The following is a 22,788-nucleotide window of genomic DNA, read 5'->3' on the forward strand; positions in this document are numbered from 1 at the left end:
GGGCTGGGTAGGATCAGAAGCTTTCCTCGGCATAGACGCGGCTGACATCGCCGCCCCATTCGCCATGATAGCGGTCGAGCAGCCGTTCGGCCGGGGTCTTGCCGGTGGCGATCACTTCATCGAGCGCCGACAGATAGCCGGTCTCATTGTCGCCTGCGGCGTTGAACCGCTGGCGCGCGGCCAGCCCTGAGCGAGCGATGTCCAGCACCTGCGGCGCGATGTCGCGCAGCGTGCGCCCGCCCGACACCGGCGCGTCCAGGCCCAGCTTCGGCACGGAATCGCGCAGCACCTGCCGCTCCTCCATGCTCCAGTCCTTGACCAGATCCCAGGCCGCGTCGAGCGCACCCTGGTCATAGAGCAGGCCGACCCACAAGGCCGGCAGCGCACAGATGCGATTCCACGGCCCGCCATCGGACCCGCGCATTTCCAGGAAGCTCTTGAGGCGCACTTCGGGGAAGGCAGTGGAGAGGTGATCCTCCCAATCCTTCTCGGTCGGCTTTTCGCCCGGCAGCACCGACAGCTTGCCGTCGAGGAAGTCGCGGAAGGACAGGCCCGCCGCATCGATATATTTACCGTCGCGATAGACGAAATACATCGGCACATCGAGCGCATAGTCGGCATAGCGCTCATAGCCAAAGCCGTCCTCGAACACGAAGGGCAGCATGCCGGTGCGCTGCGGGTCGGTGTCCGACCAGATATGGCTGCGATAGGACAGGAAGCCGTTGGGCTTGCCCTCGGTGAAGGGCGAATTGGCGAACAGCGCGGTGCCGAGCGGCTGCAGCGCCAGCGAGACGCGGAACTTCTGCACCATGTCCGCCTCGCTGCCATAGTCGAGGTTGGTCTGGATGGTGCAGGTGCGCAGCATCATGTCCAGGCCCATCGATCCCACGCGCGGCATGTGCCGCAGCATGATGTCGTAGCGGCCCTTGGGCATGATCGGCAGCTCGGCGCGGGTCTTGTCGGGCCACATGCCAAGGCCCAGGAAGCCCAGCCCCAGCATGTCGCCGACATATTTCACCTGTTCCAGATGGCGGCCGGTCTCGGCGCAGGTCTGGTGCAGATTGTCGAGCGGCGCACCGCTCAGTTCCAGCTGGCCAGCCGGCTCCAGGCTGATCGTGCCGTCGGCGCCGGACAAAGCGATGATATTCTCGCCCTCGAACACCGGGCTCCAGCCATAGCGAGTGAGGCCGATCAGCAGCGTGTGGATGCCGCCCTTTTCCTCATAGGCCGGGGCGTGATGGTCCTTCGTCGAATAGACGAATTTCTCGTGTTCGGTGCCGATCCGCCAGCGATCCTTGGGCTTGGCGCCCTTGGCAAAGGCCGCGATCAGCTGGTCGCGGCTTTCGATGACGGGATCATGTCCGCCCGAGTCTGTTCTGGTGCTCATGCCCCGCCCTTAATCTTTCCCCTTTGCGCGTCAAATCGAGGCGCGAATGCGACAGATAAGGCAGGCCTATGTCCGCTTCAATTGGTTGCGGAAGAAAACCATTAGCCCCAGTCGCCATTCACCGTCATCCAGGCCGCCGTGGCGGCGATCGCGGCCGTCTCCGCGCGCAGGATTCGCGGGCCCAGCGACACCGGCACTGCCCCCGGCGTCGCCCGGATCGCGTCGCGCTCGGCCGGGTCGAATCCGCCCTCCGGCCCGACCAGGAAGGCCGCCGGGCCGGGATGGGCGCGCAAGGTTTCGTCCAGCGATGCGCCGCCGGTCTCGTCGGCGAAGAACAGATGTCGCTCGGCCGACCAGCCCTTCAGCAGCGCGTCGAGCTTCACCATCTCGGTCAGTTCGGGCAGGGCGGTGCGGCCGCATTGCTCGGCCGCCTCGACCAGATGGGCGTGCAGCCGGTCGAGATTGAGTTTGTCGACCACCGCCCGCCGGGTCAGCACCGGCTGCAATCGCGCCACGCCCAGCTCGCACGCCTTTTCCGCGATCAGGTCGATCCGCCCCTTCTTGATCGGCGCGCAGCACAGCCAGAAATCGGGAACCACCTCCGGCGGCTTGGTTTGCTGCACGCATTCCAGCACCAGGTCGCGCTTGCGAATATCGCGCGCCCGCGCCGCCCATTCGCCCGACTTGCCGTCGAACAGCAGCACGATATCGTCCGGCTTCACCCGCATCACGCTGATGAGGTAATGGGCGCCATTGCCGTCCACCGGCACGGCGACCCCTTCGCCCAGCAGCGTTTCGACATGCAGGCGCGGGGCGCTCTGCGGCGGCCAGGCGGGGGTAGCGGTCATTTTGTCTCGTCCATTCCGGCCGCGCTTGTCGTCGGCCCGATCTTCCCTAAAGAGGAAAGCGCGTTCCCGACAAGCGCGGGACGAACGGAGTTGCAGTGAATCAGTCGATCGTCCCCGACAGCGAAGCGCGCGGCCTGCTCGCGCGCCTGCCGGAAACCCCGCGAATCCTGGCCTCGCTGGCCCGACTCGACCGGCCGATCGGCTGGTGGCTGCTGTTCTGGCCGGGCGCCTGGGCCGTGGCACTGGCGGGCGGTGCCCTTGTCCGCTGGCCGCTGATCCTGTGGCTGCTGCTCGGCAGCATCGCGATGCGCGGCGCGGGCTGCGTCTTCAACGATATCGTCGATCGCGATCTCGACGCGCGGGTCGCGCGCACCGCCGCCCGGCCGCTCGCCAGCGGCGCGATGTCGGTCAAGACCGCCTGGGCCTGGCTGCTCGCGCTCTGCCTGATCGGCCTGATCGTGCTGTTCCAGTTCAGCGGCTATGCCCAGGTCGTGGCGCTCGGCTCACTGGCGCTGGTAGCGGCCTATCCCTTCATGAAGCGGATCACCGGCTGGCCGCAGGTCTGGCTCGGCATCGTCTTTTCCTGGGCGGCGCTGGTCGGCTGGAGCGAGATTGCCGGTGCGCTGACCCTGCCGGGCCTGTGCCTCTATGCCGGCTGCATCTTCTGGGTGCTGGGCTATGACACCATCTATGCGCTGCAGGACCGGGAGGATGACGCGCTGATCGGCATTGGCTCCAGCGCCTTGTCGATGGGCCGTCATGTCCGGGGCGGGGTGACGCTCTGCTATCTCGTCGCGCTTGCGCTGTGGGCCAGCGCCATCTGGCAGGTCCGGCCGCAGCTGCTGGCGCTGGTCGCGCTGGCGCCGATGGCCGCCCATCTGTTATGGCAGGTCGGCACGCTGAAGGAAGACGGCACCGATCCGCTCGTCAAATTCCGATCCAACCGTTTTGCAGGATTGCTGATGTTCCTTGCCTGTCTGGTCGTCGGAAGTGCCGGCGCATGAGCATGACCGGCCTTCCCACCCCCGGCGAGGATTGCTGGCGCATCGAACAGGCGGTGCGTGCCAGCGTGATCGTCGATGCCGATGCCTATTTCCGCCATGCCCGCGCCGCGATGCTGAAGGCGAAGAAGCGGATCATGCTGATCGGCTGGGATTTCGACGCCGCGATCAGCCTGATCCGCGAAGACCAGTCCGATGATGGCGCGCCGGTGGTGATCGGCGACTTCATCAGCTGGCTGGTGGAACGCACGCCGGACCTGGAAATCTATCTGCTGCGCTGGGACATGGGCGCGATGAAGTCGATGGTCCGGCCGACCAACCTCTTCACCACGCTCAAATGGATGGCCCATCCGCGCGTCACGGTGAAGCTGGACGGCCATCATCCGCCCGCCGCCTCCCATCATCAGAAGATCGTCGTGATCGATGATTGTTTCGCCTTTTGCGGCGGCATCGACATGACCGGCGACCGCTGGGACACCCGCCATCATCGCGACGAGGATCCGGCCCGCCGCCATCCCGACGGCTCACCCTATGGCCCCTGGCATGATGCGACGACCGCCTTGCAGGGGCCGGTGGCGATGGCGCTGGGCGACCATGCCCGCGCCCGCTGGGTCGGTGCCGGCGGCGATGAACTGGCCCCGGTCGAGGGCGAATATGATTGCTGGCCCGACGCGCTGCCGGTCCATTTCGAGCATGTCGATGTCGCCATCGCCCGCTCCGCGCCGAAGATGGACGATCAGGAAGAGCTGATCGAGATCGAGCAGCTCTATCTCCACCAGATCGCGGCCGCCCGGCACTGCATCTATGCCGAAAGCCAATATTTCGCCTCGCGCCGCATTGCCGAGGCGATCGCCAAGCGGCTCGGCGATCCGGACGGGCCGGACATCGTCATCATCAACCCGCTCCAGGCCGATGGCTGGCTGGAACAGCAGGCGATGGACACCGCCCGCGCCCGCCTGTTCGAGGCGCTCAAGGAGCGCGACCCGCATGGCAAGCTGCGCATCTACCACCCCTTCACCACGCGCGGCGCCCCCATCTATGTCCATGCCAAGATATTGATCGTCGATGACCGGCTGATCCGTGTCGGCTCGTCCAACATGAACAACCGCTCGATGCGGCTCGACACCGAATGCGACGTGGTGATCGACACCGCGCTGCCCGGCAATGACGGCCGGCAGGAAACCATTCTCGCCATTCGCGACGACCTGATCGCCGAACATCTCGATTTGCCGCGCGAGCGTGTGTCGGCGGTGATCGCCCAGCGTGGCCTGATCGCCGCGATCGAGGAATTGCGCACCAAGCCCGGCCGCACCCTGCGCCCCTATGAGGTGCCGGACCTCGCCGATGTCCAGGCCTGGCTCGCCGATAATGAGGTGCTCGATCCCGAAGGGCCGGACGAGATGTTCGAAGCGGTCAGCGAGCGCGGCCTGTTCCGCCGGATGAAGGGCTGGTTCGGCCGCAGCTAAAATAGGGTGAGGGCAGTCGCGATCCGCTCCGCCGCGATCGCGAACCCTTCGGCCTGCTGCGCGAAGCCCAGCCGCATATGCGCCGGTTGGCCGAAGCAGTCGCCCGGCGCCAGCAGCACGCCCTGCGCCGCCAGCGCCTCGCACAGCGGCCGGCTGTCGCGCCCGTCCCCCAGCCAGGGGAAGGCGGTGGTGCCACCCTGCGGCCGCACCCATTGCAGCTTGCCATTCGCTTCCGCGATCAGCCGGTCGAGGACAGCGATGTTGACAGTGGCAACGGCCTTCAGCCGATCGGTGATGGCTGCGCTATGCTCCAGCGCATGGGTCGCCAGCCGTTCCAGCAGCGGCGAACTGCTGATCGTGAAATAGCTGCGCGCATCGATGATCCGGGCGCGCTGCGCGTCGTCGGGCGCGATGATCCAGCCCATCCGCAACCCCGGCAGCGACAGCGCCTTGGACATGTCGCTGGTGACATAGGCGTTGGGGATGCCGGCGGCCGATTGCTGCGGCGCGCCGAAATAGAGCGGATGATAAACCTCGTCGACCAGCAGCGGCACGCCGCGCTCGGCCAGCGCCGCCGCCAGCCGTGCGATCTCCGCGCGCGGCATCACCGATCCGCTGGGATTGTGCGGCGTGTTGACCACGACCCCGGCGGTGTCGCCATCGACCAGCGCCAGGATCGCATCCACATCCTGCGCAAAGCCGGTCTCGCGGGTCAGCGCATAGTGCCGCGTTCCCAGCCCCCAGGCCTGCGCCACCGCCGCATAGGCCGGATAGCCCGGATCGGGCAGCAACATATGCGCGCCCGGTCGCGCCGCGAGGCAGAAGAAGATCGACAGCGCCTCCGACGATCCGGTGGTCACCACCACCCTGTCAGCTTCGCTGTCATGAAAGGCGGCGATCGCCGCGCGCAAGGCCGCGCTTCCCTCGGGCGGCGCATAGCTCAGCACAACATCGTCGATCGCCAGCGGTGCGTCGCCCAGCGCGCAAATCTCCGCCACGCTCCAGCGCGGCCCGGTGCTCGACGCCAGATTATAGGCGATCGGCGGCGTCGCGAAATCATAGGCCGACAGCCAATGGTCGAGGGCAAAGGGCGGCAGGTCCATGGCACAACTCCGTGATCAGGCCGCCAGCTTCGCCAGCCGACACGCGGCGGCAAGGACCGGTTGCGCGGCGCTGGCCCTATTGCGCCGCCAGCAGCGCCTCGGCGCCATGCAGGTTGACCGACACCAGCCGGCTGACGCCGCGCTCCACCATGGTGACGCCGAACAGGCGGTGCATGCGCGCCATCGACACCGCATTATGGGTGACGATCAGGTAGCGGGTCCGGGTCTGGGCGACCATCGCATCGAGCAGGTCGCAGAAACGCTCGACATTGGCGTCGTCCAGCGGCGCGTCGACTTCGTCCAGCACGCAGATCGGCGCCGGATTGGTGAGGAACAGGCCGAAGATCAGCGCCACCGCAGTCAGCGCCTGCTCGCCGCCCGACAACAGGGTCAGCGCCGCCAGCTTCTTGCCCGGCGGCTGGGCCATGATCTCCAGCCCCGCCTCCAGCGGATCGTCGCTGTCGATCAGTTCCAGATGCGCCTGGCCGCCATTGAACAGCGTCGTGAAGAGCCGGCGGAAATGCCCGTCCACTGCCTCGAACGCGGCCAGAAGCCGCTGCCGCCCCTCGCGGTTGAGGCTGCCGATCGATCCGCGCAGCTGGTTGATCGCCTGGGTCAGTTCCGCGCTTTCGGACCGGCTGGTCGCCTGGATCGTCTCCAGCTCCTCCAGCTCCTGCGCTGCGACCAGATTGACCGGGCCGATCCGCTCGCGCTCGGCCGAGAGGCGATCATGCTCGGCCTGCTCGCTCTGGGCGATGCGGATGTCGGCGCTGGGAAAGCCCAGTTTCTCCGGCAGCACCGGCGGCGGGCATTCGAACCGCTCGCCCGACAGGCGATTGGTCTCGATCCGCCGTTCGTCCGCCGCCTCGGCGCGCGCCACCGCCGTCGCCCGCGCCTCACGCGCACCGGCCAGCGCTTCGCCGGCATCGGCCGCGCGCTTTTCGGCTGCCTTCAGCGTCGCCTCGGCCTCGATCTCGGCGCGGCGGGCCTGTTCGGCACGCTCGACCTGCGCCTCGCGCTCCTCGGTCAGCGTGGCGATGCTGGCGCCCAGCGCCTCGGGCTGGCCCTCGATCGCGGCACGCTCCTGCACCACCGTCTCGCCGCGTGATGCCATGGCGGCGATGCGCTTGGCCGCCTCGCCGGCGCGGGTATTCCATCCCTTGGCCTCGGCATCGGCGGCCGCCATGCGCTCGCGATCGCTCGACAGCGCCCGGTCGGCCAGTGCCTGGTCGGCCTGCAACTGGCTGACGGCCATGCGCGCCTTCTCGCTCGCCTGCGACAGCGCCGCCACCTGCGCCCGCGTCTCGGCGCCATCGGGCAGGGCGGCGCGCGCGGCCGACGCCTTGTCATGTTCGGCCTGCGCCGTCTCCTGGTCGCGCCGGGCCTCGGCCAGCCGTTCCTCGATCGCCTCGCGCTTGCCGCTCAGCCGCTCCAGCGCCCCCGCCGCCTCGTCCGCCGCGCGCAGCGCCGTGCGCAATCGCTGGTCGGCATCGCTCAATTTGGTGCGCCCGGCCGCCAGCGCATCCACCGCCGCCTTCTCGCGCGCGCCGGCCTCGGCCTGTTCCGCCTGCGCCGCCTGGACCGCCTGCGCAGCCTCTGGGCGCGCGGCATCGATCGCCTCCAGCCGGTTGATGCGGATCAGTCGTTCGGCGGCCGCCGCGCCACCCTCGACCGCGATATAGCCATCCCAGCGCCGCAATTGCCCATCCAGCGTCACGAGCCGCTGGCCCACGTGCAACGCCTGGCCGTTGTCATTTTCCACCACCGCCACCTGCGCCAGCCGCCGCGCCAGCGCCGCGGGTGCGGTCACGTGCGCGGCCAGCGGGCTGGCGCCGTCGGGCAAGCCGGGATCATCCTTCAACGCGTCAGCACCCGCCCAGCGGCGCGGCCCCTCGGCCCCGATCGGTGCTTCCAGATCATCGCCCAGCGCCGCCGCCAGCGCCCGCTCATAGCCCGGTGCCGCCTTCAACTGGTCGAGCGCCCGCGCCCGGCCGCTGCCGCCGGCATCGATCGCCTTGCGCAGCGCCGTCGCCTCGCTGTCCAGCGCCGCCAGCGCCGCCCGTGCCGATGCCAGCGCGGCCTCCGCTGCCGCCCGCGCCTCGCTCGCCACCTGCCGCTCCGTCTCGGCCGTCGCGATCGCCGCTTCCGCCGCCTCGCGATCGGCATTGGCGCGGACCTGCGCCGCCGTCGCCTCGTCGCGCTTCGCTTCCAGCGGTGCGGCATCGGGCAAGGCCGCCGCCTCCCCCTCCAGCCGCCGCATCGCCTGCTCCGCCCGGCCCAGCCGGTCGCGCGCTGCTGCCAGCGCCGCCTCCGCGACGCGCAGTTCGGCCTGCTCGCCCGCCTGCTTGGCCATCGCCCTGGCCAGCTCCAGCTCGGCATCGCGCGCACCATCCTCGGCGCGGGCGATGCGCGCGGCGAAATCGGGACGCATCGCCTCGGTCTCGGCAATCCGGGCCTTCAGGCTCGCGACCTCGGCCGTCAGCCGCGCAATCGCCTCGGCCGCGTCATTGGCCAGCGTCCCCTCGCGCTCGCGATCCTCGTCCAGCCGCGCCGCCTGCTGCGCCAGATCATGCAGCCGGCGCACCACCCCGTCGCGCTCGGCCTTCAGCGTGTTGAGCTGGTGGCCGGATTCGCTGGCGGCATCGCGCGTTGCCAAGGCCTCGGCCCGCCGCTCGGCCAGCGCGGTCACGGCCGCGCCGCTATGGACATTGGCCGCGGTCAGCGCCTCCTGCGCCGCGCCCACCGTGGCTTCGGCCAGCTTCGCCTCGGCCCGCGCCGCCTCGGCACTGGCATTGGCCTCGCGCCAGCGGGCGAAGATCACCCGGCCTTCGGCAATGCGGATCTGTTCGGACAGGCGGATATAGCGTTCCGCCGCGCGCGCCTGACGCCGCAAATTGCCGGCACGACTGTCCATGTCGGCCAATATCTCGTCCAGCCGGGCCAGATTGCCCTCGGCCGCGCGCAATTTCTGCTCGGCATCCTTGCGCCGGACATGCAAGCCGGCGATCCCCGCCGCTTCTTCCAGCATGGCGCGCCGTTCCTGTGGCCGGGCGGCGATGACGGCGGCGATCCGGCCCTGGCTGACCAGCGCCGGGCTGTGCGCACCGGTGGCGGCATCGGCGAAGATCAGCGCCACATCCTTGGCGCGCACATCCTTGCCATTGGCGCGATAGGCGCTGCCCGCGCCGCGCTCGATCCGGCGGGTGACTTCCAGTTCGCCATCCGCGCCGACATCGACCGCGTTGAACAGCTCGCCCTGTTCCTGGATGGTCAGCAGCGACACTTCGGCAAAGTCGCGCTGCGGCCGGCTGGTGGTGCCGGCGAAGATCACATCCTCCATGCCGCCGCCGCGCATCGACTTGGCGCTGGATTCGCCCATCACCCAGCGGATCGCTTCTAAGAGGTTGGATTTGCCGCAGCCATTGGGGCCGACAATGCCGGTCAGGCCCGGCTCGATGCGCAATTCGGTCGCATCGACGAAGCTCTTGAAGCCCGAAAGCTTGAGCCGCTTTATCTGCATGGGGAAACGCCGGGGCAGGGTGCCGCCCCGGTCTCCTTGGGCCTCAGGCCTTCAGATGTCGCCCCCCCTTGCGCCAATCAGATACCCGCTTCCTTGAGCTTGTTCTTCAGCACCGGCCAGGACGAGGCATTCTCGACCACCACGCCGTTCATCAGGAAGGTCGGCGTGCCGGAGATATTATATTGGGCATTGGCCGCTTCGACGCCCTTGGCCAGCTTCTCGGCAGTTGCCGTGTCGGCCAGGCACTGCTTGGCCTGATCCTCGGCGATGCCGCGCTGCTTGGCATAGTCGATGAGGCCCAGCGCGTTGGCCAGCTGGCCGAAACGCTGCGCCGGCGGCGCCGACACCATCGCCTGATAGGGGGCGTCGCCCAGGCCCTGCGCCTTTTCGAACATCGCGCTCTGGTTGGCGAAGAACTGTTCCGACAGCGGATAGTAGATGTCCTTGCCGCCGCAACGGGCCAGCAGCGCCGTCGTGATGTCGATCGGGTCGCGGACATAGACGCGGAATTCGTAGCTGATCTTGCCGCTATCGACCATCGCCTTCAGTTCTTCCGACGATTCATGGGCGAAGTCGCGGCAGTGGCTGCAGGTGAAGGAGCCATATTCGACCAGCTTCAGCTTGGCATTGGGATTGCCCATCACGAAATTGCCCTCGGGCGTTTCGGCGACGGTTTCCGACCAGCTGGTGCCGGCGGGCGCGGACACGGCGGCGATCGGCGCGGCGGAGGTTGCATTGCCCTCATCCTTCTTGCCGCAACCGGCAAGCGTCAGGGACAGGGCGATAAGGGCAAGGCCGGACAGGACTTTCACGACGGGCGACGCTCCGAATTATGGATAGTTGGGGACGGTTTAGATCAGCGGGCGGCTGCGGGCAATGCGGCCTTGAGCAACTCCCAGGTCGATCCCTGGACCAGCGTGCCGTTGACGACGAAGCCGGGCGTGCCGGTGATCTTGACCTTGTTCCACGCCTCGTCGGTCATCGCCAGGATCGCCTTTTCCGATGCCGGGTCGGCGATGCAGGCGTCGAGCTGCGCATTGGTGAAGCCGCGCTTGTTCATCAGCGCATAAAGGCCGGTCTTCTGGCCGATATCGCGCAGCGCCGCCTTCTGCTCGGTCGGCTTGGCGGCACCCTTGTCATAGGCCATGATCTGCTCCATCCAGGCATCCTGGTTGGCGAACAGCGCCTCATGATTGCCCATGAAGCGCTTGGCGCCGCCGCAGCGGGCCAGCAGCGCGGCGGTCAGGTCATATTTGTCGCGCACCGCGTTGCGCACTTCGGCGCTGACCTTGCCGCCCTTCACATAATCGGCCTTCAGCGATGCACTCGCGTCATTCACGAAATGGGCGCAGTGGCTGCAGGTATAGCTGACATATTCGACCAGCTTGGTCGGCGCGGCGGGGTTGCCCATGACATGGCCGCCGATCGGCGAACGCACCACCTGCGCGACCCAGTTGGGCGCGGCGGCGACGGCGATGGCGGGAACGGCGATCAGGGCAAGCAGGGAAAGGCGGAACTTGGTCATGGGGCAGTCCTAAGGCATCGCCCCGGACGGGGCGGGTTGCATCAACCGATCTTGGGCAGGCCATTCGAATTCGCAAGCCCCTGTGCCAGCGATTCGAGGACTTTGCGCAATTCCGGATCACCGATGTCGCGCAGGGAATCCCCCAGCTCGACCGGAATGGGTTTGAGGTTTCGGGGCGGCGGGCGCCGCTCGACCGGTGCGGGACCGACCATGCCCTGCTTCATCGCCACCTTGGCGACGGCGGCATAGCCGAAGAAGCGGTTCACCCGCTCGATGATGTCGGGCAGCGCATGCTGGATCATCGGCGCATGGCCGCTCATCACGGTGAGTTGCAGCGTGCCGCCCGATTTCTGGCCGACCGGGAAGCGGATCGATTCGGGCGCGGTGATCGCGGCATAGTCGGCGCCGACGATATCGTTCCAGCGGGTAACGATGCTCGACTGGACGAAACCGAACTTGCGGAATGCGGTGCGGCCGATTTCCGGCATCAGATCGGCGATCGCGCGCGGCGCACCCGTGCGGGGGCGCTCGGCCGGCGGCGCGGCGCGGCTCGTCTTTTTCGCGGTCGGGGGGCGTTCCGTCATGGCGCGCTACATGGCATAGGGCCGCCATGCGCGTCGAGATGTCGGGTTCAAAAATCGCACGGGATCTGCTGGCCCATTATGACGTCCATGCCCGGCGCCTGCCCTGGCGCGCGCCGCCGGGCGCCAATGCGGCCGATCCCTATCATGTCTGGCTGTCCGAAGTGATGCTGCAACAGACCACGGTCGCGGCGGTCGGCCCCTATTTCGAGAAATTCACGGTCCGCTGGCCGACGGTGGAGGATCTGGCCGCCAGCGCCGACGCCGATCTGATGGCCGCCTGGGCGGGGCTGGGCTATTATGCCCGTGCCCGCAACCTGCTGGCCTGCGCCCGCGCCGTGGTGGCCGACCATGGCGGCCGCTTCCCCGATACCGAAGACGCATTGCGCGCCCTGCCGGGCCTGGGCGCCTATACCGCCGCTGCCGTTGCCGCGATCGCCTTTGGCCAGCGCGCCGTGGTGGTCGATGCCAATGTCGAGCGGGTGGTCGCCCGCCTGTTCGCGATAGCGACGCCCTTGCCCGCCGCCCGGCCGGAAATACGCGCGGCGGCCGACAGCATCACGCCGGACCTGCGCGCCGGTGATTTTGCCCAGGCGATGATGGACCTGGGCGCCACCATCTGCACGGCGCGCAATCCCGCCTGCGGCATCTGCCCGCTGCGTCAGGATTGCGCGGCGGTGCGCACTGCCGATCCTGCCGCCTTCCCGGTCAAGGCGCCGAAAAAGGCCAAGCCCCATCGCCTCGGCCATGCCTGGTGGATCGAACGGAGCGACGGCCAGGTCTGGCTGGTGCGTCGCCCGGACAAGGGATTGCTGGGCGGCATGCGCGCGCTGCCCAGTTCCGACTGGAATGCTGCGCCTGACGCCACGCCGCCCTTCGTCGCGCAGTGGCAGACCATCGATCCGCCGGTCGCCCATGTCTTCACCCATTTCTCGCTGGCGCTCAGCGTCCACACTACCCATGTGGGGCTGGACCATGTGCCGGCGGGCGCGGGCGAATGGTGGCCGCGCGACCGGATCGGCGAGGCGGGGCTACCCACCCTGTTTGCGCGGGCAGCCGATGCGGCGATGAAGGAGATGACGGACGATGCACGGAACTGACCCCCAAGCGCATGGCCTGCCCGGTTTCGTCGGCGGCACGCTCGACCGGGTCGACCATATCCGCAGCAATCCCGCGCTCCATGCGCAGGCCTTTGCCGCGTCCAATGCCCGGCTGCTGATCCTCGAAGGGCTGGAGCCGGTGACCGACGATCATGGCCTGGCCCTGGCGCCGCTCGGTCCCGACGCCCGGATCGAGCAGCATGTGCTGCTCGGCGTCGATCTGCAGGATCGCCCGATCTTCGCCCATCTGGTCGAGACGCTGGAACAGGGGCCCAACGCGACGCCGCGATCGCGTGGCCTCGCCGATCTCGTCTCCGCGTCCGACGTTGCGCTCTACGGCACCGCGCGCAGCCTCGTCTTCTGGCATGCCCGCCACCGTTTCTGCTCGGTTTGCGGCGCGCCGACCCATGCGCACAAGGCCGGCTGGGCGCGGCGCTGCGAATCCTGCGCTTCCGAACATTTCCCGCGCGTCGACCCGGTCTCGATCATGCTCGCCGAACATCAGGGCCGTGTCCTGCTCGGCCGCCAGCATAGCTGGCCGCCCGGCCGCTATTCCGCGCTCGCCGGCTTCATCGAGCCGGGCGAGACGGTCGAGGAAGCGGTCGCGCGCGAACTGAAGGAGGAAGCCGGCATCACGGTCCATTCGGTCCGCTATGTGATGAGCCAGCCCTGGCCCTTCCCGTCCTCGCTGATGATCGCCTGTGTCGCCCAGTGCGACGATCCCGCGCTGACCCTGGACGAGACCGAGATCGAACATGCCTTCTGGTGCGATGCCGATGGCGTCGCCGCCGCGCTGGCGGGCGATCCCGACGCGCCCTTCCTGGCGCCGCCGCGTATGGCGGTCGCCTGGCACCTGCTCGACCATTGGCTGCGCGGCGCGGTTGCCCCGTCCGACGCAAGGGCGTAAGGCCCGGCTTCGTCTTCACTACAGGATCGACCTCCCCTTATGCTCAGCCTCGAAGAAGCCCAGTCGCGCGCGCAGGATCTGGTGACGGCGGCGCGCAAGGCGGGGGCGGACGCGGCCGACGCCATCTATGCCTGCAACGCCTCGACCACGGTGGCGGTGCGGCTTGGTGCGCTGGAGGATGTCGAACGGTCCGAGGGGGAGGAGATCGGCCTGCGCGTCTTCATCGGCCAGCGCTCGGCCAGCATTTCCGCGTCGGACATGAACCCGGCGACGCTCGCCACGCTGATCGATCGCAGCATCGCCATGGCGCGCGAAGCGCCGGAAGATCCCTATGCCGGCCTGGCGCCGGAGGATCGCCTGCTCAGGAAGCGCGCGCCCTCGCTCGACCTGGTCGACGAGGAAGAGCCTGAACCCGCCGCGCTGCGCGAACGCGCGCTGATCGCGGAAGAAGCGGCGCGCAGCATCCCCGGCATCACCAACAGCGAAGGCGGCGGCGCCGCCAGCGGCCGCAGCCAGGTCGCGCTTGCCACCAGCCATGGCTTTGCCGGCGCCTATGCCGCGACCAATCATTCGACCTGGGCCAGCGTGCTCGCGGGCAGCGGCGCCGACATGCAGCGCGACCATGCCAGCCATGCCAGCCGCCATCTCAAGGATCTGGACGATGCCGAAGCGGTCGGCATACGCGCCGGCCAGCGCGCGGTCGCCCGACTCAATCCGGGCAAGGTGGAAAGCGGCGTCATGCCGGTCATCTTCGATCCGCGCATCGGCTCCAGCCTGGTCGGTCATCTGATCGGCGGCATGGTCGGCCCGGCGATCGCCCGCCGCTCCAGCTTCCTGCTGGACTCGCTGGGCGAAACATTGTTCGACAGCAAGATCACGGTCATCGATGATCCGCTGCTGCTGCGCGGCCTGCGCTCGCGCCCGTTTGACGGCGAAGGGCTGCCGGTCGAGCGCCGCGCGCTGATCGAGGATGGCGTGCTGACCGGCTGGCTGATGGACAGCGCCTCGGCCCGCCAGCTTGGCCTGGAACCCACCGGCCATGCCAGCCGGGGCGGCGCCGGTGCGCCGGGCGCGGGCATCACCAATGTCCATATGGAAGCGGGCAGCCTGTCGGTCGGCGAACTGATGGCCGATGTGAAGCGCGGCATCTATGTCACCGAACTGATCGGCATGGGCGTCAATGGCGTCACCGGCGACTATAGCCGCGGCGCCGCCGGCTTCCTGATCGAAAATGGCGCGGTCGGCCCGGCCGTGTCCGAAATCACCATCGCCGGCAATCTGAAGGACATGTTCCGCACCCTTGTGCCGGCCAATGACCTGATGTTCCGCTATGCCATGAACGTGCCGACCCTGCGCGTCGACGGGATGACCGTTGCCGGCGGCTGAGCCTCTGTTGCCGGCCGTCGTCGCGGCGGTCACCGATGCGGCCGATCGCGCGCTGGCGCTATGGGCCGATGGCGAAACGCGCGTGCGCCAGTGGGAAAAGGTGCCCGGCCATCCGGTCTGCGAGGCGGACCTGGAAATCGACGTCATGCTGCGCGAACGGCTGGCGGCGATCGATCCGCAGGCCGGCTGGCTGTCGGAGGAGACAGCCGATACCGTGCATCGCCTGGGCGTATCGCGTGTCTGGGTGGTCGATCCGATCGACGGCACCCGCGACTATCTGCGCGGCCGGCCCGGCTGGGCGGTCTCCGTCGCCCTGGTCGAGGATGGCGCGGTCAGGCTCGGCATTCTAGCGGCGCCCGCGCGCAAGGAATTGTGGATTGCGCAGGCCGGGCAGGGGGCGACCCGCAATGGCGTGCCGCTCCATGCCGGCAATCGCACCATGTTGCCTGGCGCCCGCGTGCCCGCCGATCAGCTGCCGCGCGCCGACCGCGATCTCGTCACCGTGGACAAGCCCAACAGCATCGCGCTGCGCATGGCGATGGTCGCCGCCGATGAGGCCGATCTGGTCGCCACCGTGCGCTGGGGCAATGAATGGGATGTCGCCGCCTCCGCCCTGATCGCGCAGGAGGCCGGCGCCATCGTCACCGACGCGCTGGGCGATCCGCTCGCCTTCAACCGGCCCCAGCCGGTCGCCTTCGGCCTGCTCTGCGCGGCGCCGGGCATCCATGCGGCCGCCGCCGCCCGCCTCGCGCCGCGCGCGAAGGAAATATTGGGCAAGGCCTGATCAGCCGCCGGTGCAGGCCTTCACCGTCTGGGCGGGCAGCACCTCTTTCAGTCTAGCCCGCACGACATCGGCCCAGATGCGGTAACCGGCCGGGTTCATATGCACCTTGTCTGCCTGATAATTGTCGCCCAGCTTGCCGTCCTTCAGCAGTGGCGTGGTGATGTCGGCATAATGGACATTCTGCATGTGCGGGATCAGCCGCCGGGTCGCATCATTATAGATTTGCTGCTGCGGAAAGATCGCCCAGCGCCCCGGACTGGGCTTCACCGACAGGATGATGACCGGCACATTGCCCAGCATGTCGCTGCGCATCTCCAGGAAGCGGGCCATATCGTGGAAGATCGGCCGTAGCTGTCGCCCGCCCGCCAGATCATTCTCGCCGGCATAGAGGATGATCGCCGCCGGTTTTGGCGTTCCCGGCTCGATATTGGCGAAACGCGGCAATATCTCGTTGAAGGTGGCGCTGTTGATGCCGCGATTATGCGCGACCCAGGGCGCCATATCCTGCTCCAGGCTGGTCCAGCGCTTGATCGACGAACTGCCCACGAACCACAGGGCGCATGGCCCTTCGCGCCCCTGCCCGTCCGGCAGGGTCTGGCTGGCATCGCGATAATGGGTGAAGGCGAACCAGCCCCCGACGATCACGCAAAAAATCGACAGGGCCAGCAGACGCTTGCCCAAAGCTGTATCCAGTCTCTGCAAGATGATGGCGACCCTCCTGCTAATGGCCGAAGTCTAAACGATATTTTCCTTAAGAAAAGATGGCTGCGACGGAATGATGCCATTGCGGATTTTAAGAGCTTGGCAATATTGTGACGCTATCGTTTCGATGGCAAATTTTGCGAGCATATCGTGACCAAGAACCCGTCGATCGACCTGCTGAAAGGCTTGCTGATCCTGCTCGTCATGGGCGGGCACGCGATGGAATTGACGCATCAGCAGCATGTCCTGCTGTGGATCGGCTCGGGTTTCCGCATGCCGCTGATGATCGGCATTTCCGGCTATCTGCTCAACGTCACGCGCACCCGCTCCATGCCGACGGGCGAGATGTTCAGCCGCTATGGCCGGCGCATGCTGCTGCCCTGGGCGGTGGCGATGCTCGTCTACTGGCTCGCCAGTGGCGGCCTGCTTTCCTGGCAGACCCCGCTCGACCTGCTGCTGCGTCCGCCCTTCCATCTCTGGTATGTGCCGGCGCTGTTCCTGTTGATCCTGGTGACCCGGTTGCTACCACTTTCACCGCTTGTGCTGCTGGCGATCGGCACGCCCGTCAGCCTGGCCACCATGTATAGTTTCGGCCTCGACCATGGTGCAGTGGGCGGCAGCCTGTTGTCGCCCGACAGCCGTTTCCTGCGCTACCCCGTCTATTTCTTCTTCGGCATGCTGATGGCCGAACGGGGCATGCCCAAACGCTATCTGTGGCCCGTGCTGCTGGTCGGGGCGCTGGGGCTGTTCTGGTGGTCGGATCTTTATGGCACCGGCAATGCGCTTGCCTTCGTGCCCGCCCGCTTGCTCATGTGTCTGGCGCTGATTGCGCTGCTGCCCAGCATCTCGGCGGTGCGCCTGCATTTCGGCCCGATCAACAGGATCGGGCGCGAAAGCCTGTTCTTCTATCTCTGGCATCCGCTGGTGATGGGGCTGGTGGCGATGCTCGACCCGCATGGCGCCGTCATCCTCGCTGGTGCGGTGCTGCTGCTCTACATCGCCAGCGCGCTTGCGGGGCAGGGGCGATTGCCGCCCCTGTTGCTGGGCGCAGTGCCGCAACGCAGGCCGGCCCCGGTCGCCATGCAACCGGAACCGGTCACGGCTTAGATCTTGCCATATTTCGCTTCGAAGCCGGCAATGTCGCCGGCGGCGAGATATTTGGCCTGGTCGATCCACTGGTCGCGGACCGGCCGCCCCTTGAAATTGCCCAGCTTCGCGTCGATCGCGGCGATGTCGCTGTCGCTCCAGCCGGCGATCTGGGCATAGCGGGTAACGCCCAACTCGGTCAGCAATGCGCCCAGCTTGGGGCCAACGCCCTTCAGCTTCAGCAGGTCGTCGGCGCCATCGGCCGGTGCCGCGACGGCAGGCGATGACGGGATCGGCGCCGGCGTCGGTTCGATCACAGGCGCGGGCGCAGGCGCTTCCTCGACCACCGGCTCGACCGCGACCGGCTCGGCGACCACGGGCTCGGCGACCGGCACCGGATCGGGCGTCGCCACCAGCGGCGCGACGACCGGCTCGGCAATCGGCTCGGCGGCGACGGGCGGCGCCACCGGGGCGGGGTCTTCCGCCACGGCCGACTTGCCCTTGCCCGACAGCAGGAACACCAGGCCGATCACGACCAGCAGCGCGATCAGCAGCCACAGGCCATAGTCCATGAAGAATTCCTGCATCGCCCTTTGCCTCCCGGAATGGATATGTCGCCCTATTTAAGGACGCTTGGCGGCGCGGGACAAGGGGGACATGTCCCGATCCCGCGCCGGTTTGGCCCTTATTGCGCCTCGCGGGCGACCTCGCGCCAGCCAATGTCGCGGCGGCAGAAGCCGGTCGGGAAGTCGATCGCGTCGACCGCGGCATAGGCGGCGGCCTGCGCCGCGCCCACCGTATCGCCGGTCGCGGTGACGTTCAGCACGCGCCCGCCATTGGCGACGATCGCACCATCCTTCTCCGCCGTACCGGCATGGAAGACGCGGGCGCCCTGTGCCTCGGCTGCGTCGATCCCCGTGATCGCGCCGCCCTTTTCCGGCGTGCCGGGATAGCCATTGGCCGCCATCACGATGGTCAGCGCGGTGCGATCGGCCAGCGCGACCGGCCCCTGCTCGGCCAGCCTGCCTTCGGCCACCGCCAGCAGCAGTTCGACCAGGTCGCCGTCGAAACGCATCATCAGCACCTGGCATTCGGGGTCGCCGAACCGGGCATTATATTCGATCAGCTTGGGGCCTTCCTCGGTCAGCATCAGCCCGGCATAGAGCACGCCGGAATAGGGCATGCCCTCGGCCGCCAGCGTCTCGACCGTCGGCTTGATGATCCGCTCGATCACCTGTGCTTCCAGTTCGGGCGTCAGCACGCGGGCCGGGCTGTAGGCACCCATGCCGCCGGTGTTTGGGCCGGTGTCGCCGTCGCCGACGCGCTTGTGATCCTGGGCCGAACCGAAGGGCAGGATCGCGCTGCCGTCGGTCAGGGCAAAGAAGCTGGCTTCCTCGCCCGTCATGAACTCTTCCAGCACCACTTCCTCGCCGGCCTTGCCGAACGCGCCGGAGAACATGGTGTCGAGTGCGTCGAGCGCTTCCTGCCGGGTTTCGGCGATGATCACGCCCTTGCCGGCGGCCAGGCCATCGGCCTTGATCACCACCGGCAGGGTGAAATCGTCGAGCGCGGCGATCGCGCCATCCTTGCTGGTGACACGGATGTAGCCGGCGGTCGGGATGTTGGCGCGCTGGCACAGATCCTTGGTGAAGCCCTTGGAGCCTTCCAGCTGCGCCGGCTTCTTGTCGGGACCGAACACGGCGACGCCCATGGTGCGGAGGTTATCGGCCAGGCCGTCGACCAGCGGCGCTTCCGGCCCGATCACCACCAGCGCGATCGAATGGCGGGTGCAGAAATCCAGCACCGCGCGATGATCCGTCGCGTCGAGGTCGACCAGCGTGGCATGCTGGGCTATGCCGGGGTTGCCAGGCGCCGCATAAAGCGTCGAGAGGCGTGGCGATTGTGCCAGCTTCCACGCCAGCGCATGTTCGCGGCCGCCGCCGCCAAGCAGAAGGATGTTCATCTCGGCCATGTCCCCGGAATTTGATGCCTATGACAGTTCGGGCCGCCTGTTAGCCGAGGAAAGGGCGGGGGACAACGCGCCGCCGCTCAGTGTCAGCGAATTGTCGGGCCTGCTGAAGCGCACGGTGGAGGATCGCTTCGGCCATGTCCGCCTGCGCGGCGAGATTTCCGGCTTCAAGCGCGCGGCTTCGGGCCATCTCTATCTGGCGCTCAAGGACGACAATGCCGTGCTCGACGGGGTGATGTGGAAGGGCGGGGCGCAACGGCTCGCCTTCCAGCCGCAGGACGGGGTGGAGGTGATCGCCACCGGCAAGCTCACCACCTATCCTGGCCGCTCCAAATATCAGATCGTGATCGACCGGATGGAGTTGGCGGGCGAGGGCGCGCTGATGGCGCTGCTCGAAAAGCTCAAGGCCAAGCTCGCGGCCGAAGGGCTGTTCAACCGCGACCGCAAGCGCCGCCTGCCCTTCCTGCCGCGCACCATCGGCGTCGTTACCTCGCCCACCGGCGCGGTGATCCGCGACATTCTCCACCGCCTGGCGGATCGCTGCCCGACCCAGGTGCTGCTCTGGCCGGTACTGGTCCAGGGGCAGGGCGCGGCCGAACAGATTGCCCGCGCCGTGCGCGGCTTTTCCGCCATGGACGGCAGCGGCCCGCTGCCCCGGCCCGACCTCGTCATCGTTGCGCGCGGCGGCGGCTCGATCGAGGATCTGTGGAGCTTCAACGAGGAAATCGTTGTCCGCGCTGTCGCCGAATGCTCGATCCCGACCATTTCGGCGGTCGGGCATGAAACCGACACGACCTTGTGCGACTATGCCGCCGACATGCGTGCGCCCACACCGACCGCTGCCGCCGAAATGGCGGTGCCGGTCCGCGCCGAACTGCTGGCGATGCTGGGTGAAATGGGCCTGCGCTCCGGCCGGGCGGTGCGGCGCGGGGCGATGCAGGCGCGCGAACGGCTGGAGATGCAGGCGCGGCTGATGCCGACGCCCGACACCCTGCTCGCGCCGCAGCGGCAGCGGCTCGACCTTCTGTCCGACGGTCTCAACAGCGGCCTGCGCCACCGTCTGGCCGACGCCCGCGCCCATCTGGGCCAGGTCAGTGGCGCGCTGCGCCCGGCCTTGCTGCGCCAATATGTCAGCCGCGCGGCGGAGCGGGTCGACCGGTTGCGGCTGCGCCCCGACTATCTGACCCGCGTCTATCGCGACCGGGCGACCGCCTTCGATCGCCTCTCGCGCCTCTTCACCTCGGTCAATCCCGATCTGCCGTTGCAGCGCGGCTTTGCTCGGGTGATGGCGGGCGACCGGCTGGTCCGTTCGGTCACCGATGCGCAGGCCGCAGGTCAGGTCAGCCTGCACTTCGCCGATGGCGCCGTGGCCGCCGCGATCGACACCGCCGCACCTCTTGAGCCGGCCCCCGCGCCCGCTATATCCGCCCCATCCCGTCCCGCGCGCAAGCCGCGCGACACCGTTGAAGGTGGCCAGCAGGATCTCTTCTCCTGATGCGCCGCAGAAAGGCCTGATCCATGCTGATGTCCAACCGCGACCGCCCGGCCCGGCTGCATTATATGCCCTACAGCTTCCGCGTGCTGCAGGCCGGCGACCATGTGCTGTGCGCCATATCCGGCCAGCGCATCCCGCTGGAGGATCTGCGCTACTGGTCGATCGCCCGGCAGGAACCCTATGCCAGCGCCGCTTTGTCGGTCGAGGCGGAACTGAAGGCACGCGCCGCCGGATGACCCGCCGGCTCGCCGCTTTGCTGGTCCTCACCGCGCTGCCGCTTGCCCCGGCGATACTGCGCGCAGCGCCGGCTATGGTGGCTGGACCCGATTTCATCCTGTCCGGCCCGGCGATCCAGGGCGGCACTTTGCTCGGCACCGCGCCGGCCGGCACGGTCGCGCTGCATTTCGGCGACCAACTGGTGCCGGTCGATGCCGATGGCCGCTTCCTGATCGCCTTCGATCGGGATGCGCCGCCACCGGCCAGGCTCAGCGCACGGCTGTCGAATGGTCGGGTCATCGATCGCGCGCTGACCGTCGCGCCGCGCGAATGGCGGCTGGAACGGATCAACGCGCCGCTGCGGCCGACCAAAAGCAGCGAGGCCTTCCTTGCCCTGCGCAAGCCCGAACTGGAGCAGATCGCAGCCGCGCGCGACAAGGTGACGGACGCGCAGGGCTGGCGCCAGACTTTCATCTGGCCGCGCCTGGGTCGGATTTCCGGCCTGTTCGGGTCGCAGCGCATCTATCAGGGGCAGCCGGGCGCCTATCATGGCGGCGTCGATGTCGCGGGCGCGACTGGCGAGCCGGTGGTGGCGCCGGCGGACGGGGTGGTGATCCTGGCCGCCGATCACCCCTTCACGCTGGAGGGCAATCTGCTGATGATCGACCATGGCCATGGCCTCAACAGCGCCTTCCTGCATCTGTCGCGGATCGACGTGAAGCCCGGCGACCATGTGGCACAGGGGCAACGCATCGGCGCGATCGGCGCCACCGGTCGCGCCACCGGCCCCCATCTTCACTGGGGCATGAAATGGAACGATGCGCGCATCGACCCGCTGCTGCTCGCCGGGCCGATGCCGCAACCGCGATAGGGATCAGCCGACGCGCTTCACCCGCACGGCGCGTCCGCCCTCGACCTTGCCCAGGAAGCTGCCGATGGCGCCGCGCTTGATCTCGATCATGTTGCCCGGCTTTGGATCACGACCGGTAACGGCTTCGGTGGTCATCCACTGCGCGCCATCCTCCAGGGTGATCAGCCACTTGCCATAGCCCATGCTCTTCACCGCTGAAATCTTCGCTTCGATCTGCGACAGACCTTCGGCTTCGGGCGATTCTGCCTTGTCATCATCGCCGCCTAGGAACGGCAATTTGGGGAAGGAGAAGCCGAACAGGGTCCGCCGGGTCTTGGTGAGCTCGCTCTTGTCGAGCACGACCACTTCGTCGCGCTGCGCCGCGCCGTCCATCGCGGCAACCTGCCGATCGAAACAGGCCAGGCGGGTCTTGTCGTCCGGGATTTCACGACATTTCAAAAGGTCCGTGAAAATTTCGGGCTTGGGCTGCTGGCGGGGTGCGGCGATGCTTTGGGTTGTCGCCAGGCAAAGGGAAAGGGTCAGAAATAGGCTTGAAATGGCCTTGGTGCGCATGATTCTTTCTCGCTCGCCGGATGAGGGCCGCAGCATGCACCGGCCTGAAAGAAGGTCAAGGGCGGCCGGGCTGGTGCAGCGCAGATGGGTGCAAGGTCATATTATGATCGCTGATTTGCTCGCAAATGCAGCATTGCTGCAATCATTTCAATCGTCGTGAAATTATCTTGCTTATCAGGTGTAAAATTGCGGTTGTTACGCCTTGTTGCATTTTTGATACAGCCCTGTCCAAAAGCGGCAAACTACGATTTCCCGCGCTTTACAGCAGCTTTCCCACCGCGCAGGTTCC

General features: G+C 67.7%; 21 protein-coding genes. 10 read left to right on the forward strand and 11 right to left on the reverse strand.

Annotation, left to right across the window (positions count from 1 at the left end; translation table 11 throughout):
* Positions 1-13: 13 nt before the first annotated feature.
* Positions 14-1,387: a glutamate--cysteine ligase gene (locus tag U0025_RS20045; RefSeq protein WP_004209288.1), complete on the reverse strand. Its 1,374-nt coding sequence runs from the start codon at positions 1,385-1,387 to the stop codon at positions 14-16.
* A 101-nt stretch (positions 1,388-1,488) separates the two neighbouring features.
* A complete protein-coding gene (locus U0025_RS20050; RefSeq protein WP_004209289.1) occupies positions 1,489-2,235 on the reverse strand; it encodes a 16S rRNA (uracil(1498)-N(3))-methyltransferase in 747 nt (248 codons plus the stop codon).
* A 95-nt stretch (positions 2,236-2,330) separates the two neighbouring features.
* Here U0025_RS20050 and ubiA point away from each other — a divergent pair, with 95 nt between their 5' ends.
* Together ubiA and U0025_RS20060 are read left to right on the forward strand one after the other, a co-directional pair.
* Positions 2,331-3,239: a 4-hydroxybenzoate octaprenyltransferase gene (gene ubiA, locus U0025_RS20055; protein WP_004209291.1), complete on the forward strand. Its 909-nt coding sequence runs from the start codon at positions 2,331-2,333 to the stop codon at positions 3,237-3,239.
* Positions 3,236-4,702, forward strand: a complete 1,467-nt coding sequence (locus tag U0025_RS20060; RefSeq protein WP_004209293.1) for a phospholipase D-like domain-containing protein — start codon at positions 3,236-3,238, stop codon at positions 4,700-4,702. Before ubiA ends, U0025_RS20060 begins: the two co-directional genes overlap by 4 nt.
* On the opposite strand, the gene U0025_RS20065 is transcribed toward U0025_RS20060, so the two are convergent.
* From U0025_RS20065 to U0025_RS20085, 5 genes are all read right to left on the reverse strand, one after another.
* On the reverse strand, positions 4,699-5,805 hold the full coding sequence (locus tag U0025_RS20065; protein WP_004209294.1) for a pyridoxal phosphate-dependent aminotransferase: 1,107 nt from the start codon (positions 5,803-5,805) through the stop codon (positions 4,699-4,701). The two genes, U0025_RS20060 and U0025_RS20065, sit on opposite strands and share 4 nt — an antisense overlap.
* A 76-nt stretch (positions 5,806-5,881) precedes the next feature.
* Entirely contained in the window at positions 5,882-9,325 is a 3,444-nt protein-coding gene (smc, locus tag U0025_RS20070) for a chromosome segregation protein SMC (protein WP_004209295.1), read from the reverse strand.
* Between the two features lie 77 nt (positions 9,326-9,402).
* Positions 9,403-10,137, reverse strand: coding sequence for a thioredoxin domain-containing protein (locus U0025_RS20075; protein ID WP_004209296.1), 735 nt, complete (start codon positions 10,135-10,137; stop codon positions 9,403-9,405).
* A gap of 44 nt (positions 10,138-10,181) precedes the next feature.
* Positions 10,182-10,850: a thioredoxin domain-containing protein gene (locus U0025_RS20080; RefSeq protein ID WP_004209297.1), complete on the reverse strand. Its 669-nt coding sequence runs from the start codon at positions 10,848-10,850 to the stop codon at positions 10,182-10,184.
* Between the two features lie 41 nt (positions 10,851-10,891).
* Positions 10,892-11,434 (reverse strand): DUF721 domain-containing protein, encoded by a 543-nt coding sequence (locus tag U0025_RS20085; RefSeq protein ID WP_004209300.1) that lies wholly within the window; start codon positions 11,432-11,434, stop codon positions 10,892-10,894.
* A gap of 26 nt (positions 11,435-11,460) precedes the next feature.
* On the opposite strand from U0025_RS20085, the gene U0025_RS20090 reads away from it, so the two are divergent.
* From U0025_RS20090 to U0025_RS20105, 4 genes are read left to right on the forward strand one after another with little or no spacing between them, the layout of a single operon-like run.
* Positions 11,461-12,531 (forward strand): A/G-specific adenine glycosylase, encoded by a 1,071-nt coding sequence (locus U0025_RS20090; RefSeq protein WP_004209301.1) that lies wholly within the window; start codon positions 11,461-11,463, stop codon positions 12,529-12,531.
* The gene (nudC, locus tag U0025_RS20095) at positions 12,518-13,438 is read left to right on the forward strand and encodes an NAD(+) diphosphatase (RefSeq protein WP_004209302.1); all 921 of its coding nucleotides are present in this window, start codon (positions 12,518-12,520) and stop codon (positions 13,436-13,438) included. Before U0025_RS20090 ends, nudC begins: the two co-directional genes overlap by 14 nt.
* Before the next feature lie 39 nt (positions 13,439-13,477).
* Entirely contained in the window at positions 13,478-14,824 is a 1,347-nt protein-coding gene (locus U0025_RS20100) for a TldD/PmbA family protein (protein ID WP_004209303.1), read from the forward strand.
* Positions 14,811-15,608: a 3'(2'),5'-bisphosphate nucleotidase CysQ gene (locus tag U0025_RS20105; RefSeq protein WP_026109305.1), complete on the forward strand. Its 798-nt coding sequence runs from the start codon at positions 14,811-14,813 to the stop codon at positions 15,606-15,608. Before U0025_RS20100 ends, U0025_RS20105 begins: the two co-directional genes overlap by 14 nt.
* On the opposite strand, the gene U0025_RS20110 is transcribed toward U0025_RS20105, so the two are convergent.
* On the reverse strand, positions 15,609-16,289 hold the full coding sequence (locus U0025_RS20110) for a GDSL-type esterase/lipase family protein (protein WP_037490711.1): 681 nt from the start codon (positions 16,287-16,289) through the stop codon (positions 15,609-15,611). It lies immediately after the preceding gene.
* Between the two features lie 171 nt (positions 16,290-16,460).
* Here U0025_RS20110 and U0025_RS20115 point away from each other — a divergent pair, with 171 nt between their 5' ends.
* The gene (locus U0025_RS20115) at positions 16,461-17,417 is read left to right on the forward strand and encodes an acyltransferase family protein (RefSeq protein WP_004209306.1); all 957 of its coding nucleotides are present in this window, start codon (positions 16,461-16,463) and stop codon (positions 17,415-17,417) included.
* On the opposite strand, the gene U0025_RS20120 is transcribed toward U0025_RS20115, so the two are convergent.
* Together U0025_RS20120 and purD are read right to left on the reverse strand one after the other, a co-directional pair.
* Complete coding sequence (locus U0025_RS20120; protein ID WP_004209307.1) at positions 17,414-17,983, reverse strand: hypothetical protein; 570 nt, start codon at positions 17,981-17,983, stop codon at positions 17,414-17,416. The genes U0025_RS20115 and U0025_RS20120 overlap by 4 nt on opposite strands.
* 98 nt (positions 17,984-18,081) lie before the next feature.
* Entirely contained in the window at positions 18,082-19,359 is a 1,278-nt protein-coding gene (gene purD, locus U0025_RS20125; RefSeq protein WP_004209308.1) for a phosphoribosylamine--glycine ligase, read from the reverse strand.
* A 7-nt stretch (positions 19,360-19,366) separates the two neighbouring features.
* Here purD and xseA point away from each other — a divergent pair, with 7 nt between their 5' ends.
* The 3 genes from xseA to U0025_RS20140 are packed head-to-tail and all read left to right on the forward strand — an operon-like array spanning position 19,367 to position 21,947.
* Positions 19,367-20,860, forward strand: coding sequence for an exodeoxyribonuclease VII large subunit (gene xseA, locus U0025_RS20130; protein WP_004209310.1), 1,494 nt, complete (start codon positions 19,367-19,369; stop codon positions 20,858-20,860).
* A gap of 23 nt (positions 20,861-20,883) precedes the next feature.
* Entirely contained in the window at positions 20,884-21,096 is a 213-nt protein-coding gene (locus U0025_RS20135) for a DUF2093 domain-containing protein (RefSeq protein ID WP_004209312.1), read from the forward strand.
* On the forward strand, positions 21,093-21,947 hold the full coding sequence (locus U0025_RS20140) for a M23 family metallopeptidase (RefSeq protein WP_004209313.1): 855 nt from the start codon (positions 21,093-21,095) through the stop codon (positions 21,945-21,947). Before U0025_RS20135 ends, U0025_RS20140 begins: the two co-directional genes overlap by 4 nt.
* A 3-nt stretch (positions 21,948-21,950) precedes the next feature.
* On the opposite strand, the gene U0025_RS20145 is transcribed toward U0025_RS20140, so the two are convergent.
* Positions 21,951-22,499 carry a hypothetical protein gene (locus tag U0025_RS20145; protein ID WP_004209315.1) on the reverse strand — a complete coding sequence of 183 codons (549 nt, stop codon included), beginning with the start codon at positions 22,497-22,499 and terminating at the stop codon, positions 21,951-21,953.
* Positions 22,500-22,788 lie beyond the last annotated feature (289 nt).

It is taken from the genome of Sphingobium yanoikuyae (assembly GCF_034424525.1).
In the GTDB taxonomy this organism is placed as follows: Bacteria; Pseudomonadota; Alphaproteobacteria; order Sphingomonadales; family Sphingomonadaceae; genus Sphingobium; species Sphingobium yanoikuyae.

Bases quoted from the DNA above. Each gene is read 5' to 3' on its own strand.
- U0025_RS20045 (WP_004209288.1), bottom strand. From the start codon at position 1,387: ATGAGCACCAGAACAGACTCGGGCGGACATGATCCCGTCATCGAAAGC.
- U0025_RS20050 (WP_004209289.1), bottom strand. From the start codon at position 2,235: ATGACCGCTACCCCCGCCTGGCCGCCGCAGAGCGCCCCGCGCCTGCAT.
- U0025_RS20060 (WP_004209293.1), top strand. From the start codon at position 3,236: ATGAGCATGACCGGCCTTCCCACCCCCGGCGAGGATTGCTGGCGCATC.
- U0025_RS20065 (WP_004209294.1), bottom strand. From the start codon at position 5,805: ATGGACCTGCCGCCCTTTGCCCTCGACCATTGGCTGTCGGCCTATGAT.
- smc (WP_004209295.1), bottom strand. From the start codon at position 9,325: ATGCAGATAAAGCGGCTCAAGCTTTCGGGCTTCAAGAGCTTCGTCGAT.
- U0025_RS20080 (WP_004209297.1), bottom strand. From the start codon at position 10,850: ATGACCAAGTTCCGCCTTTCCCTGCTTGCCCTGATCGCCGTTCCCGCC.
- U0025_RS20085 (WP_004209300.1), bottom strand. From the start codon at position 11,434: ATGACGGAACGCCCCCCGACCGCGAAAAAGACGAGCCGCGCCGCGCCG.
- U0025_RS20090 (WP_004209301.1), top strand. From the start codon at position 11,461: ATGCGCGTCGAGATGTCGGGTTCAAAAATCGCACGGGATCTGCTGGCC.
- nudC (WP_004209302.1), top strand. From the start codon at position 12,518: ATGCACGGAACTGACCCCCAAGCGCATGGCCTGCCCGGTTTCGTCGGC.
- U0025_RS20100 (WP_004209303.1), top strand. From the start codon at position 13,478: ATGCTCAGCCTCGAAGAAGCCCAGTCGCGCGCGCAGGATCTGGTGACG.
- U0025_RS20120 (WP_004209307.1), bottom strand. From the start codon at position 17,983: ATGCAGGAATTCTTCATGGACTATGGCCTGTGGCTGCTGATCGCGCTG.
- purD (WP_004209308.1), bottom strand. From the start codon at position 19,359: ATGAACATCCTTCTGCTTGGCGGCGGCGGCCGCGAACATGCGCTGGCG.
- xseA (WP_004209310.1), top strand. From the start codon at position 19,367: ATGTCCCCGGAATTTGATGCCTATGACAGTTCGGGCCGCCTGTTAGCC.
- U0025_RS20135 (WP_004209312.1), top strand. From the start codon at position 20,884: ATGCTGATGTCCAACCGCGACCGCCCGGCCCGGCTGCATTATATGCCC.
- U0025_RS20140 (WP_004209313.1), top strand. From the start codon at position 21,093: ATGACCCGCCGGCTCGCCGCTTTGCTGGTCCTCACCGCGCTGCCGCTT.
- U0025_RS20145 (WP_004209315.1), bottom strand. From the start codon at position 22,499: ATGCGCACCAAGGCCATTTCAAGCCTATTTCTGACCCTTTCCCTTTGC.